10 protein-coding genes are annotated in these 15137 nt (G+C 57.6%); 2 read left to right on the top strand and 8 right to left on the bottom strand.

Features of this window, described 5'->3' with window-relative positions; translation table 11 throughout:
* Positions 1 to 51: 51 nt before the first annotated feature.
* Genes ACN085_RS07930 through ACN085_RS07910 form a run of 5 tightly spaced genes read right to left on the bottom strand, consistent with a single transcriptional unit; the run spans position 52 to position 6405 of the window.
* Complete coding sequence (locus ACN085_RS07930) at positions 52 to 912, bottom strand: anchored repeat-type ABC transporter permease subunit (RefSeq protein WP_419111171.1); 861 nt, start codon at positions 910 to 912, stop codon at positions 52 to 54.
* On the bottom strand, positions 909 to 1631 hold the full coding sequence (locus tag ACN085_RS07925; protein WP_419111170.1) for an anchored repeat-type ABC transporter ATP-binding subunit: 723 nt from the start codon (positions 1629 to 1631) through the stop codon (positions 909 to 911). The genes ACN085_RS07930 and ACN085_RS07925 overlap by 4 nt, the downstream gene beginning before the upstream one ends.
* Entirely contained in the window at positions 1628 to 2641 is a 1014-nt protein-coding gene (locus ACN085_RS07920; protein WP_419111169.1) for a choice-of-anchor M domain-containing protein, read from the bottom strand. Before ACN085_RS07920 ends, ACN085_RS07925 begins: the two co-directional genes overlap by 4 nt.
* A gap of 43 nt (positions 2642 to 2684) precedes the next feature.
* Positions 2685 to 4262 (bottom strand): anchored repeat ABC transporter, substrate-binding protein, encoded by a 1578-nt coding sequence (locus ACN085_RS07915; RefSeq protein ID WP_419111168.1) that lies wholly within the window; start codon positions 4260 to 4262, stop codon positions 2685 to 2687.
* Complete coding sequence (locus ACN085_RS07910; RefSeq protein WP_419111167.1) at positions 4255 to 6405, bottom strand: TIGR03773 family transporter-associated surface protein; 2151 nt, start codon at positions 6403 to 6405, stop codon at positions 4255 to 4257. Before ACN085_RS07910 ends, ACN085_RS07915 begins: the two co-directional genes overlap by 8 nt.
* A gap of 157 nt (positions 6406 to 6562) precedes the next feature.
* On the opposite strand from ACN085_RS07910, the gene ACN085_RS07905 reads away from it, so the two are divergent.
* Positions 6563 to 9391 (top strand): choice-of-anchor M domain-containing protein, encoded by a 2829-nt coding sequence (locus ACN085_RS07905; RefSeq protein ID WP_419111165.1) that lies wholly within the window; start codon positions 6563 to 6565, stop codon positions 9389 to 9391.
* A 187-nt stretch (positions 9392 to 9578) separates the two neighbouring features.
* Positions 9579 to 10814, top strand: a complete 1236-nt coding sequence (locus ACN085_RS07900) for an NRAMP family divalent metal transporter (protein ID WP_419111164.1) — start codon at positions 9579 to 9581, stop codon at positions 10812 to 10814.
* A 119-nt stretch (positions 10815 to 10933) separates the two neighbouring features.
* Here the strand turns inward: ACN085_RS07900 and ACN085_RS07895 are convergent, their stop codons facing one another.
* From ACN085_RS07895 to ACN085_RS07885, 3 genes are read right to left on the bottom strand one after another with little or no spacing between them, the layout of a single operon-like run.
* Complete coding sequence (locus tag ACN085_RS07895; protein WP_419111163.1) at positions 10934 to 11626, bottom strand: GntR family transcriptional regulator; 693 nt, start codon at positions 11624 to 11626, stop codon at positions 10934 to 10936.
* A 21-nt stretch (positions 11627 to 11647) separates the two neighbouring features.
* Positions 11648 to 13402 (bottom strand): acetyl/propionyl/methylcrotonyl-CoA carboxylase subunit alpha, encoded by a 1755-nt coding sequence (locus ACN085_RS07890; protein WP_419111162.1) that lies wholly within the window; start codon positions 13400 to 13402, stop codon positions 11648 to 11650.
* 8 nt (positions 13403 to 13410) lie between these two features.
* The gene (locus tag ACN085_RS07885) at positions 13411 to 15084 is read right to left on the bottom strand and encodes a carboxyltransferase domain-containing protein (protein WP_419111161.1); all 1674 of its coding nucleotides are present in this window, start codon (positions 15082 to 15084) and stop codon (positions 13411 to 13413) included.
* Between the last annotated feature and the right edge of the window lie 53 nt (positions 15085 to 15137).

Genomic DNA, 15137 nt, shown 5'->3' with positions numbered 1-15137 from the left:
CCCCGCGGAGAAAGCGGGGTAGCCATCTCCATACCGGTCACAGGCTAAGGGTCAGCCCGTCATGAGCGCTGGCCCTTTTAGTTTTCCTCTCAAGGCGCTGACAGCAGAGCTCACCAAAAACCCTGCAATCATGGTCAGTACAATCACGCCTCCGGTTGGCAGGTTAAAAGCCCAAGAGAAGTAAAGCCCGGTAGCTGATGTCAGCACGCCAAAGAGCGGCGCAAAAACCATCATGCGCCCCAGCGTTCGGCAGACCAGTCGAGCGCTGGCCGCAGGGATTACTAGCAGAGCTAGAACCAAGACATTGCCCAGGATCTGCAAGGAAATAACTACAGATACCGTTACCACCACATAGAGCAAGACATCGAGGGCCAGGACAGGCAGGCCTGCTGCCCGCGCGCTCTCCTTATCGAGAGATACCGTCACAATCTCCTGATGAAAAACACCTAAGACCAGTATGAGCGTAGCTGCAATACCGGCTGCTTGAGCAACATCTGACCCTGAAATACCTACGATTGAACCAAAGAGAAAATCCTGAACCGATCCTGAATACCCCGGTGCCAGCGAAATAAGCGTGATACCTAAAGCAAATGAACCGGCAAAGAAGATACCGATGACCGAGTCCTCTTTAAGCTTTTGATTCTGGCTAAAAAGCGCGACCATTATTGCGGTAATAACCCCAGCTAGCAGGCCCCCCAGAGCTAAAGAGCCTCCCATCACAAAGGCAATAGCTAGGCCGGGAAAGACAGAGTGCGCCACTGCATCACCAATAAAAACCATGCCGCGCATGACCACATGGCAACCAACAATTCCGGTTACCACCGAGGCGATAACCACTGCGGCCAAGGCGCGAGCTAAAAAGGCTAAGTTTGGATTAAAAAGATCTTGGACAAACTCAAAGGGGCTAATCATGCTGGGCTCACTCTGTCGTGATGGAGGAAGGTATAGAGTTCTTCTACACTGTGCTGGGAAGCGGGAGCATCAAGAACGAGACACCGCTGAAGCCCAATAATGCGTGAGCAGTAGGCGCGGGCTGCCACCATGTCATGAGTGGACATGAGAATAGCCAACCCGCTGGCGGTTAGTTCTTGATAGAGACGGTTGAGACAGGTCTGGGTGGGGGCATCAATCCCTGTAAAAGGTTCATCCAGTAAAAGTAATTGCGGATCGGATGCTAACGCTCGTGCTAGCAGAACACGTTGCTTTTGCCCGCCTGAGAGTTCACCTATAACCCGGTTCCTCAAAGGAGTCAGTTCAGTCCGATCTAATGCCGAGTAGACAGCCCGCCAGTCAGATGTGCCTGCCCTACGGAACCAACCTATAGCTTTGGTGCGACCGCTGAGTACAGCTTGCTCAACGGTGATGGGGAAGTCCCACTGGAAGAGATGCTTTTGGGGCACATAACCAATCTGGGCGCGGGCTGTGATGGGGGGTTTCCCGAGTACCTGGATACTGCCACAGTGGATTGGTACCAAACCTAAAATTGAGCGCAGGAGGGTGGTCTTGCCCGCACCGTTAGCGCCGATAAGACCCACAAATTCACCGGCTTCCAGATCCAGGTTAAGACCTTCTAAGACCGGTTGCTGAGGGTAGCCTGCGGTGAGGTTGCGGATGGATAGAGGGAGAGTCATGAACGCTCCCCAGAGTTCTCACTGAGGGCCCTTGAACGGGCACCTACAGAGCGCCGGAGCAGGTAGATTGAGCCAGCAAGCAGGAAGAGCACCAGCAGCCCTATGCCGGTAAGGAGCGCTGGGGAAAGAGCCTGCTGTGGGCTGACAGAGCTATCTTCTCTAGGGGTCTTACTAGCCTGAGCCGGTACAGTTGAGGGCGCTGCTAGGTCGGTGCCCGAATCTTTATGCTGGTCTTTTGTGCTGAGGACTCTCGCCCCAGAGAATACCTGTTCTGTCTCTACCTCGGAGCCAATTGCAAAGAGTAGCTGGGCGGTATCGCTAACCTGCCTTCCATCTGATAGTTCAGCGTGCGCCCGCACCGTAAGGTAGTAGGCACCGGGGCGGGTAAAAACCCAATTGGCGTGAACATGAGTATTCGGTTCCACAAAAATATCTTGAGGTCCTGCACTGTTTGAGTCCCAGAGGACCTCGGGAGCGGCAAAATTACCGTTCTCAAGGTAGAGGAAAAAATCTCCAGGGCCCTCAACTTTTTCCAGGGTGAGGGTGACCCCGCGCCCAAGCTCTTCCACAACCTGCGGGTTCTGAGTATTCCAGCCGGGCCACACTACCCCAGCCGCTTCGGTTTGGGGGATGACATAGACCTGCTCACCCGGTGGAGCATGGACAAAAGAATAGCGGGGATCATCGGGTACAGCCATGAGAGAAGTGTCATTGCCACGAAGCACCACCTCTGCCGGATCACGCCAGACAGGTGAGAGACCGGAATCATCGCGAAACATGAGTTCCCAAGAACCGTCAAATAAAGTAGGGCCTAAGTCGATATGACCTTCCGAAATTTCGTGTTGGCCTGTCACGGTGGGTTCATCGGACGAAAGGGTCTGTTCTAGTGCGCGCTCCTGTGCGCTCCTGTTATCTTCTGCGGCAAAGGAGGCTGATCCTAGAGGTGTGCCTGGCAGGAGGAGAAAAGTAGTAAGAGTGAGCGCTGTAGCGAGACGAGATATACGGTTCATAACTGTCCTCGGTAGGGGTGCAGGTGGGCTGGTGGTGCAAGGCTCAGGATCTAGCGGAGCACTGAGCAATTGTGTGTGCGTTTTTTAACATCATGTGGCTGTAGGTCGGGGCGGCAGAGTCTATGGTGTCGGAGTAGAGTTCACATACTTTTACCCCTAGCTCTTCACTGACCTGTTGGAGTACCGGCGTCCTTGTAAGGTTTTTGTGTTCTGTATAAAGGGCCGGTACTCCTAAGTCGGTGATAGTGCGGCGGAGACGTTCTCGTTGCTGGATACTGGGTTCTACCCCCGGGCCGGCAGAGACATACCCGGCTACGGTGAGGCCGTAGGTTGAGGCAAGATAACGGTAGCCGTCGTGGGTGGTCACCAAGTTAGTTTGGCTACTGTTAAGCCCTCCGTAGATTGCTGTGAGTTCCTGGTGGGTGGAGGAGAGCTCTTCGAGAAGAGCATGGGCATTAGCTCGGTAGGTGGAGGCACCGCTTGGATCTGCTGTGCTGAGGGTGTCTCGCATCAACTCAACAGCTGCCATGGCGTTAGGTACTGAATGCCAGATATGGGGGTCTATCTCACCGTGAACATGCTTGCCGAGTACAGCCTGGGCCAGCAGGTACACCTTGGTCCCCGGCTTGCCAAGAAAACGGTACTGGCTGCCAGCGGGTACTTCTTGCAAAGTGCGTGAAGGTACCGCGATAACAGTGGTTGCCGGATCATGGTTCTCTATCTGGCCATCTGAATCTGTGCGTATTGTTAGGGTTCCGGTGGCCAGATCAGCATTCAGGTCGGCATGGCCATTATTGAGTACGGTCACGGGGCTACCTGTCTGTTCTTGAAGTTGCTGAGCTAACTCCTGGGGGTCAACCCCCACCGCAAAATGAATAGTGGTGGCAGGTACTTCTTTGAGGCCGGTGAGGCTTTCCCCCTGGGCTGTGTGGGCGCTGGCTTCAAGATCAAGCTCGTATATACCAGGTTCTGCATATGACCATGACAGGTGGGTGTGGGCCTGCAAGGGGAGGGTGGTCTCCAACTGCCGGTTCTCGTCGGATGCCTCCATATGGGTTGAGTCTGCCACCATTTCTACCGACCCAAAGGTGCCGGTAATAAAAGCAGCTAACTGCCCGGGACCCTGGGCGCGACTTGCCCGGAAGGCGACAGACGCATCTCTTGCCAGGTCTAGATCCTTAGGTGATCCTGATGTGCGTAGCCCCAGCCAGATGGAATCCAGCGAAGCATCTTCTACCAGAGGCAGCAGGGTCCCACCGTAGCTTTCAATTTTTTCCGCTACAGCTACCGAAGTGGCTCCTGCAGGCAGGTTGGCATCTATAGTACGGACGAGTTTCTGCTGCTCAAGAAGCAGGCCGTTGGTAAAAGCTACATCTGCGTAGGCTATATCGCGCACGTTCCTCAAGGAGGGCTCATAGGTATGGGGGTCAGCCCCCGCCGGAATCAGTGAAGTAACCTGGGCCCTATCGCCGGCCACGGCTCTAGCCAAGTCAGCCATAATGGGCGTTGAAGTTACTATATGGAACCCTTTTTGCTGCCCAGCATCCCCAGCGCTGCATCCTGCCACTAAGGGCAGGATGAGAGCTAGGATGCTAGCTACCACAGGGTAGGACCTATTCATGGGTGCTGACCCGGCGGGCTGAACGGCGTTTGATCAGCAGTAGCAAGGTGCCCAAGGTTACGGTTGTAAGCCCACCCGCTAGCAAGCTCTTGGCTGTGGAGCCGGTGTAGGCTAACTCCCCGCGGGCAGATTTTCGCTGTGCGCTCGCTAGCTGTTCGGCGCTTAGATCACAGTTTTCGCCCTGAGCGGTCTTGCCTACAATGCGTACCTTGGTTCCATCGGGGCGGGTGACGATATCTGCCTCATTCTTGATGGCCTCTGAGCTCTTATTCTGCTCTGTCTTCTGATCGGCTTGCTGCTCTGGTTTCTGATCTGCACTCTGTGAGGTATCACCTACTTCAAAGCGTAAGGTGCCGGAGGCTGTTGCCCTCTGCCCATTTTTGAGTGGTACTGACCAGGTGAGGGTGGCGGTATACACACCCTCTTCTGTAAAGATCCAGTTACCGTGCTGGTGGGTGTTGAGTGGCACCGAATATGTGTCCCCCACCTTGTTGAAGACGGTGGTTCCCGCGGCCCCGAAGTTGCCCGAGAGGAAGACTGATAGTTGTCCAGGTCCTTGGAGCTCACTGAGCTTTAGCTCCACGGGGCCGGCGGCCTGGGCGACGAGCTCAGGGTCTTGGGTGTTCCAACCTAGCCAGGGAACATGGGGTTCTTGGGTGGCACCGATTAGGTAAATTTCACTGCCTGCTGGGGCGATATGTTCCATTCCCGCAGGTAAGGAGGTCTTGGCATCTTGACCAAGGATAAAGGTCAGAGCGGCGGGTTCTTTCCAGCGGGCAGGGGAGGTGCGGTCATCTTTGACGCGGGCGGAGAGGCTACCTGACTTCAAGACCGGCCCAAAATCGAAATGCCCGCTTGAAACGCGGTCGGCCTTAGTGTTCACAGCTCGCATCACACTAAGAGCTGGCTTCTGGGGTGAGGTAGAAGAGGCCCTAGCTTGTGCAGAGGTTGGCCTACCCTTGGATGCTACTGCTGTATGAACCTGCTCCTCAGTGGCATAGCACTGGGGCGCGATCGTGTCCTGTTGCCTGTCAGCTCTAGTTCCTTGCTCCTGAGCGCTTGGCTGGGAATGGGATGTTTGTGCAGGGGAGGGCTGGGCGGCCGGGTTGGCCTGCTGGGAGACTGTAGCTTCTTCGTCAACGTGCTCTTGGGTTTGGGGTGCCGGGTGGGGTGCCGGGGGATCGGCAAGATCCTTCTCCATGCTTTGTGGGCTGGCTGCCGGGAGCCTGCTAGCTTCTTTCTGGCCAGCGGTGGTGCTTGCTTGCTCACCAGCTTCAGGCTGAGGTGGAGCGGCGGCAGCTACAGGGGGTTCAACTGCAGCGGGTTCAGCTACCTGCTTGGTGGGCTCTGGGGTTGCTGGCTGTGAGGGGTCAGGTTTTCTTGGAGTGCTGTGGTCCTTGGCATCTTTCCCTTCGGGATTTGCTGAAAGTTCTCCTACGACAAAGGTGTATGTCTGTTCTGCAGAAACAGGGCTACCGTCTGGGTAGGAGCCACTGGCCCGGAAGGTTAGTTGGTAGGTTCCGGGGGCGGTAAAGGCCCAATTGGCATGAACATGGGAGCCGACAGCTTGCTGGTGGGCAGCTAGCCTCTGCTGGGAGCTAAATATTCGGGTGGTTCCAGTGAGTGATGACTGGAAGACCTCTACAGCACCATTTTCAGGGGTCCGCGCCTGGATAAGTTCAAGGTTGAGCTTATCCCCTGAGAGCTGCCCGGGGCGGATATCTTCAGTGTTCCACCCGGGCCAGAGGACACCTTTGACCTGGGTTTGGGGGGCTAGCCAGATAGTTTCGCCCGGTTTTCCAAGAAAGTCGAACCCCTCAGGGATGGGTAAGCGCGTCTCTTCTCTATCTTCAAGGTTAAAAACTGTCCTTGCAGGGTCGAGCCTACTTCTGGGGGCCTGGGGGAGGTCTGCGTAGGTAAACATATCAAGGCCGTCCTGGCCTAGAGCTAGGGCCAGGGCATCCGTATGTTCAGTGTGCAGGACGGTCTTCGATGCTTGGTTTATGTCTTGTCCCTGGATGGAAGATGAGCTGTTGATTTCTAGGGGGGAAGGTTGATCCTGGGCAAGTGCTGGGGCGAGAGGGCTCAGGCTGAGGGCAAGAGCCAGGGCGGTTACAGAGAGGGGGCTTTGAGGGCGGTACATGGGTGTGCTTTCTATTTGCCTAAGTATGGGACGGATGGGTTCTGAGGGGAAATCATTTGATTTTTATCAGAAGTCAGTTTATCTTTAATGATAATCATTCTCAAATAAGGGTGGGTTGTTGATACACCCTCCCGGCAAGCGACACAGAAAATACACCGTGATAGTCAAGAAACATACACCTCGCAAGAGCCTTTCTAAGGCCCGTCTTCTGACCCTGTCCTCACTCGTGCTGGCCTCTCTTGTGGCAGGCTCGCTCCCGGCTACAGCCGGGCCTGATGACGGAAAAATTATTACAAGTCGGGCACACATTGATGCCCCCAAGACAGCCTGGATAGATAACCATTTTGTGCTCCGTAATGAAGCCCCTGCTCAAGGGGATAAAGAGGGCCCCTATAGCGCTGATGAAAGCATCATCTGGTTAGGCAAGGGCTGGTCAGAAATGACAGGTAGGAGCCAGTACACCTTTACCGTCGATGAATCGGCAGAGCAGAGCTTTTTGGGTAAGCCAGGCGATACTCTCTACATGGCACCGGGCCTGCCGGAGGGGAACCATGACCCTGCTTGGGTTGGTTTTGGTGCAGAGACTGATATCCCCGTAGAGGACTTTAGAGATGGAACTTTCGCCCTGGATATCATGGATGTTAACGGCCCGGGCGAAATGGAACTCTTCCGCTACCACCATCAGTGGGATCCATCTGCTCTCAGGCGTATGATGAGCTCCAAAACTCCCGGCCTTAATTCGTCCTTGCTTCGCCCCGGTAGCCATACCCACAACGCAACCACCTTTACGACCGCTGGTCGCTATGAGGTGACTTACCGGACCGTTGCCCGTGGCCTTGAGGGCCAGCTAATTCAATCAGAACCCACCAAAATTATTTGGCAGGTCGGAGGCCGATCCCCCCAGCCGGGAGATGGCATCCCCCAGGGTCTCAGCACCCTCGAACGCTACCAGCAGGCTCCAGAAGGCAAGCTGGCAGATATGGACTACAGGCTCAGCATTCGCCCCTACAGGGAAGGCCAACGCTCCGGCGATCAGAACCTCACCCATATTGCTTTTGAGGCTGATAACAGCTCTCTTGAAGGGACTTTAACGCTTTTTAACAACGGATACTTTTTGACGGATTTGCCGGTTTCGCAGGGTAGGGCCAGCTGGGATGAGCTTCTGGGGAGCACACCTGGGCAGCTACAGGCTGTCTTTACCCCAAGTAGTGAGCATGATCAGGCAGCGCGCTGGATCTCTCAGCCTCTTGACTATGCCCCCGGTGTAGAAGCCTCCAGAGATTCCTCGGAAGGAGAAGGGAGCTGGCCGCAAGAGCACAGGGACCCAGATAACTTCACGATGACCGGTGAACTTTACCGACCCAGTAGCGGGGACTTTACCCTTACCCTTGAGCCTACAGAGCGGGAGGGGTACAGCAAGCTGATAGTGCAAGCGAAAGACCCCAACTTCCGAGGCTTCCTAGCTGGTGGTTTTAAGGAGGCTGACAGCCAATACTATGACTCCACTTTTGAGGGGCATTTTGTCAACGGTATCGCTGAATACGTTTACCAAGATAGCTGGTTCTATGATGGGGAAAGTGTTATTGCTCAGATTATCCCCCACCCCGATATGCAGGCTCAAGCAGCAAGTATTCAGGTAACAGACTCCTATGCCCAGGGGAAGAGCTATCAGGCTCAAGGAAGTATTACCCTGCTTGATGAGCCAGACCCGGTAGAACCTCAAGACCCGGCACCCCCGGCTGATCCTGCCCCGGCTGACCCTGCACCTGAGACCCCAGCATCAGCCCCACAATGTTCCATAGAACCCTACAAGGGAAGGTACATCCTGACAGAGGGCCATGTAGATATTAAGGCTCAGCTCGGAGAGCAGGGACTCAAGACATTCTTAAAAGATGAAACCCGACAGATCTCCCGTCAGGCAACTGAGCGATCACTTGATGAGGTCGTCTTTGCCGTAGGTAACCAGGCAAGAAATCTACGTCAAGGACCGCTCACAGCCCCGGAGCTAGATTTTCTGGGTAAAGCTGGAGACTCCTTCTATGGCCTACCCCAAAATCAAGAGCCGGGCATCATCTGGCCAGGGTGGAATACACAAGATATTGACTACTCACGTCTTGAAAGCCCGGTTGAGCTACACCTGAACCCGGTTCACAAACCGGACGGTAGCAACTTCGCTATCTATCAAGAGTCCCCCTTTACCGGGGTGAACCTACTTGCGGATTCCCGTAAAGGTGATTATCTCATCCCGGTAGACTTCCCCACCCACGTACACGCTCACTGGGTGTTCACGGCCCCCGGCATCTATGAATTTGAGGCCTACTACAGTGCCAGAACCCTTGACGGTGAGCAGAAAGCATCCCAACCCCAAAAGCTTGTATTCCTTGTAGGGGATCAGGCTATTGAGGACTGCCAGCAGGATGGAAAGCCGGGCGAAACTGGCACGGACCCGGCTCCTTCTGAGGGAGCTACCGCACCAGCCCCGTCTCCAGATCCCTCAGCTCCGTCTCCTGACCCCTCAGCTCCGTCTCCTGACCCCTCAGCCCCGTCTCCTGACCCCTCAGCCCCGTCTTCTGACCCCTCAGCCCAAACCCCAGAGCAGGGAAGCGAAACCAAAACCCTGCAAGGCCCCGCGGACAAGGGGGAAGGCCCCAGCGGTAAAACCCAAGGAGCTAGCGGACCCGAAAGTCCCAGCCCCAAGGAGGAAAGTCACCATAAATTCCACCAGCTAGAGACCAGTGGCACTACGGATCAGCAACCAACCAGCACGTCCCCCGCAGCCTCAAGCGAACCCGGGAAGACACAGTTGCTGGCCCCTCATAAGGAGCAGGAACCGGCTCAGCAAGCTCAAGAAGGGGGAGCTCAGCTTCCACCATCCTTAGCATCCACAGGCGTATCAGCAGTGGGGCTCCTGGTGGGTCTTGCCGCCCTGGCCCTGCTCACAGGAGCAGTATGCCGAAGCTACCGCAAGGCTAAACCCTCAAGATAAAACCAGGGCATGTAGCCACCCCTGAGCAGGGGTGGCTACACGCTAAGAAACAGACCGCCCGGCAGCTCCGGGTCCACGCTTTCGCAGCTTTCTCCCACGCCAATAAGCAGTCATTCTGTAATCTATGTCTATAAACTGAGCACTCATGCCCTCCCTTACCGGGGCATGACAACCTCCAAGGAGAGACATGGCAGATGCACAAGCCCTGATCACTGACCAAGAGCAAGCCGCCAAGGGCCGCCGGACCGCCCTGCTCGGCTCACTCTTTCTCATGGCCACCAGCGCCATCGGCCCCGGCTTCATCACCCAAACCGGGCAATTCACCTACACAATGGGCGCGGCTTTTGCCTTTGCCATCCTGATCTCAGTTCTGATCGATGTCGCCGTTCAGCTCAACGTCTGGCGCGTCATCGGTGTCTCCGGACGCAAAGCCCAAGAACTGGCTAACTCCCTGATCCCCGGCCTGGGCATCTTCCTAGCTATCCTGGTAGCCCTGGGTGGCTTCGTCTTTAACGTGGGCAACGTAGCAGGTGGCGGCCTGGGCATGAACTCCATGCTCGGCATGGACGCCACCACCGGCGGCATCCTCACCGCCGTCCTCGCTATCGGTGTCTTCCTCTCCAAGCGGGCAGGTATGGCCCTGGACCGTATCGTGGTTATTCTGGGTGCCATCATGATCCTGGCAACCCTCTACGTTGCCGCTGTCTCCAACCCGCCCGTAGGGGACGCCCTCAAAAACACCGTACTGCCCGAACAGGTTGACTTCACCGTCATCACCACCCTGGTCGGCGGCACCGTAGGCGGCTACATCACCTACGCTGGTGCCCACCGTATGTTGGAGGCCGGAATCCACGGTGCAGAACACGTCAAAGACATCTCCCGCTCATCGGTCACCGGCATCATCATCACCGGTGTGATGCGCTTCCTGCTCTTCCTCGCCATCCTGGGTGTTGTCGCCACCGGCGTTGCCATGGACACCGAAAAATCTATTGCCGCCCAAGCCTTCGGCATTGCCGCCGGTCAAGTGGGTACCCGCATCTTCGGCCTAATTCTCTGGGGCGCTGCTATCTCATCGGTCATCGGTGCGGCCTTCACCTCCGTTTCCTTCGTGACCAGCTCTAAGACCTCCGTCACCGTAAAGAACGCGCTGACCATCGGTTTTATCGTTATTTCAACTGTCGTCTTTATCATTGCCGGTAAAGCACCCTCCACCCTGCTGATTGTGGCCGGTGCAGTCAACGGTCTGATTCTGCCCCTTGGTTTTGGTGTGATCCTCTTTGTGGCAACCTTCCGTGCCAAGACCCTGCTAGACGGCTACAAGTACCCCATCTGGCTGATTGTGATTGGCTGGGCCTCCTGGCTCCTGACCATCTACCTGGGCTTCAACTCACTCAGCGGTATCGCCAAGCTCTGGGCCGGCTAAAACCAACCCGCTCAAAAAGCACCGTGCCTGTCAGCGCTCAACTAGCCGACAGGCACGGTGCTTTTGTGTTAAAAAGGCTGATTGAGTTAAACCCTGTAGCACTGCTTTGGCACAAGCCCTTAGAGTACAGGCTCCTGCAAAAAACGGTCACGCGAAAGATCCAAATAGGCCCGCAAAGCCCGATGCGCCGCCTCCCGTTGCCCACCCTCAACCAGGGCAAGCAACTTGGCATTCTTCTCGATAAAAGGCGCATGAAAACCCATATCGTGTGACAACTCAAAGAAAATTAGCCGCATCTCCGCCAAAATACGGGACATAGCCCGATTCAGCCGCTGCGACCGGGCCGAAGCCACCAGAGCACGGTGGAAATCCTGGTTAGCGCTCGCCATTTGGGGCACCTGCCCCCGGGCCTGGGCGGTACGGGCCCGGTCAATAGCTGCACGGGCATCACTGTTCTCCCCAAGCGGGGCGAGGCCAATCGCGGCGGACTCAACAGCCCACCGCTCAATAAAGAGCTCCCGCACCTGCTCAGCATCCGGCTGAATCACGAAGACTCCCCGGTAGGGGATCCTCTGCACCAGGTTCTCAGCTTCAAGCTCAGTGAAAGCCTGGCGCAGGGTATTGCGGGAAACATCGAGCAGGGCGGCTAGCTGTTCTTCGACTAACTGGGTGCCGGGGGTCAGCGCAGCGGCATCCATAGCGGAACGCAAGGCAGAAGCCGCCCACTGGGGAGCCTGCATATCGGCGGGCCGATGGGTCGCTAGGGTGCTCAGCTCCGGGGTAAAGGCGGCATCAAGGGATTGGGAAGTCACAGCACTATCCTACGGGTGCCCCTAATCAAAACGGATGAGAGCAGAACCCGCGCTGACACGCTCACCAGGCTCAGCCAGTAGCTCAGCCACGGTTCCCGCAGACTCCGCCAGCACCGGAACCTCTGTTTTCATGGCCTCCAGCAGAGCTACCTGGGTGCCTGCCCCCACACGGTCTCCTAACTGCACGGTAAAGCGCAAAAGCGACCCGCTCATAGGTGCAAGAACCTGACCGGGCCCTTCTACCTCGGCTGTACCTGCCGGTGCCCCTGCGCTCCCCAGGGACGCAAAAACAGAATCGGGTAGGCCCACCCGGTGCGGAGTACCGTCGATCTCCAGGGTAAAACGGGTGACCCCGCTCCCCGGGAAGGTCCTAGCACCCACCGGCAGCAGGGGCTGGCGGTAGGCTACATCTGGCTCACCGCTACCCTCTGCCAGGAAGACGTCCTCAATCCAGGTGGTGTAGACCCCAAATTCGCCGCCCTCGGCGGTAAAAGCCGGCGCTTCTAAGACCTGCCGATCAAAGGGAAGCACGGTAGCCACCCCAGAAATCTCAAGCTGACGCAGGGCAAACCGCGCCCGCCGTAGCGCCTGCTCGCGGGTAGCACCAGAAACAATGAGCTTAGCCAGCATAGAATCAAAATCCCCGCTGACTACAGAACCCGGGCGCACACCGGCGTCCCAGCGGATACCGGGGCCAGAGGGCAAGCTGATGGACTCGATTCTGCCAGCGGCAGGTAGAAACCCCCGGGCCGGGTCCTCCGCGTTGATACGGAATTCAAAAGCATGCCCGTGTGCTACAGGGGTTTGGGTCATGGGCAGAGGCTCCCCGGCGGCCACCGACAGTTGGAGAGCCACCAGGTCTAGGCCGGTGACCTCCTCGGTCACGGGGTGCTCCACTTGAATACGGGTATTGACCTCAAGGAAGGAAATAGTGCCGTCCTGGGCCACCATAAACTCAGCTGTACCCACACCCACATAGCCCGCCGCCCGGAAGATATCGGCAGAAGCCCGCTCAATAGCGGCCCGCTGGTCATCGGTCAGGAAGGGGGCCGGGGCCTCCTCAATAAGTTTCTGGTTGCGCCGCTGTAGGGAACAATCGCGGGTGCCCACTACCAGGACGTTGCCCTGGAAGTCAGCAACCACCTGCGCCTCAAGGTGGCGGGGCCTCTCCAAAAAGCGCTCAATAAAGCACTCCCCATTGCCAAAAGCGGCCTGGGCTTCGCGTGTTGCAGAGGTGAAAGCCTCTTCAACCTCATCCAGGTGCCGCACGATACGCATACCGCGCCCGCCGCCACCGTGCGCCGCCTTAATGATGGAAGGCAGGCCGTTCTCCTGCGCAAAGGCACGGGCTTCTGCCGCGCTGGCTACTGGCCCGTCTGACCCCGGAGCCAAAGGCGCACCCACCGACAGCGCCAGCTCACGGGCCTTGACCTTATCGCCCAGAGCCTCAATAGTCTCGGGGGCCGGGCCAATCCAGGTGAGGCCAGCGTCAATGACCGCACGGGCAAAATCAGCGTTCTCAGCCAAGAAACCGTAGCCGGGGTGAACATCGGTGGCCCCAGAAATACGGGCAATCTGTAGAACCTTATGCATATCCAGATAGGTTTCAGCCGGTGTCGACCCCTCTAGGGCGTAGGCCTCATCAGCCAAAGCCGTGTGCAGAGCTTCGGCATCGGAATCTGCGTAGATAGCCACAGAAGCGATCCCCTGCTGCGCGCAGGTGCCAATGATACGGACGGCAATCTCGCCGCGGTTAGCAATCAAAACTTTACGCATTGTAGAACTCACTTCTGTGGGGTCAGATGGTCAAAGGGAACGAGGCAGAATTGGAGTTTAGTGCCGGGAGGGGCCTGGGCTATCAGGCGCAGGTCATCGGGATGAACCGTTGCAATCACCGGGTAGCCGCCAGTAACCGGGTGATCGGCCAGGAAGATAACAGGCTCCCCGCTGGGGGGAACCTGCATAGCTCCCGCCACCATGCCCTCACTCGGTAACTCCTTGTCGCTGAGACGGGCCAGGACCTCGGTGGGTTCTGGCCTTTCACCGCCACCCTCAGGCTCGGATAGCACCAGGCGGGCACCGATACGGTCGCTGGATTGCGAAATCTCCCAGATTGCCTCTGTGAAACGGGTCAGCGATTCCGGGGTGAACCAGTCCTGGCGGGGCCCCGGCACCGCACGAATCGTTAATATCTGCTCGCCGGGTAGAGGGAGCGGGGGAACGGGGTTGCCCACTAGTGCTGAACTTTCTGCTGCTAGGGCAAGTAGGTCACCGGGGGCTAGGGGCTCCGGGCCCAGGCCAGCCAGGGTATCGCGGGAAGAACTTGTCGCCTGCTGGGGCGCCGCAAACCCCCCACGCACAGCCAGGTAGGTGCGCAGGCCGCGTTCGGTAGCCCCTAGAGTCAGAGTTTGCCCCGGTTTGAGGGCAAAGGGGCGGTAGGAGGTGACAGCTAGCGGTTCCTCCTGGGCAGGGCTTTCTGCATCTACTGGGTTATCTTCGCTGATCCGCGCAGGAACCTGCGCTCCGGTAAGGGCAAGAACCACATCGCGGTGGGCCGTAAGGGCCAGCCCACCGGCAAGATTCTCCAGGACGGTTGCCTGCAACTGGTTACCTACCAGCCGGTTAGCTTCTGCAGCGGCGGCGCGGTCCACCGGCCCTGATGGGGAAACACCCCAGTGGCTCAGGCCGCTGCGGCCGGCATCCTGAAAAAGGGTAAGCATACCGGGGGAGCGCACCTTCAAGCCCGCAGCCAGCTCGCTAAGTGCAGGCTTACCCGGGTGCTCTTCTGCTGGGGACCTACCGGCTACCGTAATCAGTTCCCGGACCGCCTCAAACTGGACCTGCATACCCGGCTCCAAAAGCGCCGGAGGGTTCTGCGCTAAGTCCCATAGGGGCGCATTAGTGTGCCCGATTAACTGCCAGCCACCCGGCGAAGAGCGCGGGTAGATACCCGAAAAATCACCGGCCAACCCCACCGACCCCGCCGGGACGCAGGTGCGCGGTCTGGCACGGCGGGGAACATCCAGCACCTTATCGTTCCGGTGTAAGTAGAAGAAGCCGGGAGCAAAACCCGCGAAGGCCACCGACCAGCGGCCCGTGGTGTGGGCGTAGATAAGGGCCTGCTCGCTCATACCCAGGTGGGCGGCAAGATCGGCCAGGTCCTGGCCGTCATAGATCACGGGAATGGTGACCGTTCGACCGTGGGCGCGCACATGACCGATTACCGGCGGCAGGTCGGGAGCGGCCAGAAAGGCGGCGGTGTACTCGTAAGTGCTAAAGCGAACTAGGACGGTGCGGGCGGCCGGAATCAGCTCAGTTTGGCCTACGGCGGGGTACCTGCTGAGGTGCAGGTGCAGGTACAGGGCATTTTCGAGGGTGCGGCAGTCCACCAGGGCTGCGAGGGCGCCAAAGGGCTTGACCGTGTAGATGTCTGCGCCGTCGTGTGGGCGGTGAATCATGGGCACCCCTTTGCGTCCGTTCATCAAAACCGTAGATTGTTCAACAATTCTGG

The sequence above is a fragment of the Rothia sp. P4278 genome (assembly GCF_048512945.1).
Taxonomy (GTDB): Bacteria; Actinomycetota; Actinomycetes; order Actinomycetales; family Micrococcaceae; genus Rothia.
The sequence above is the reverse complement of the archived record's forward strand: the minus strand, read 5'-3'. Positions and strand labels throughout refer to the sequence as shown.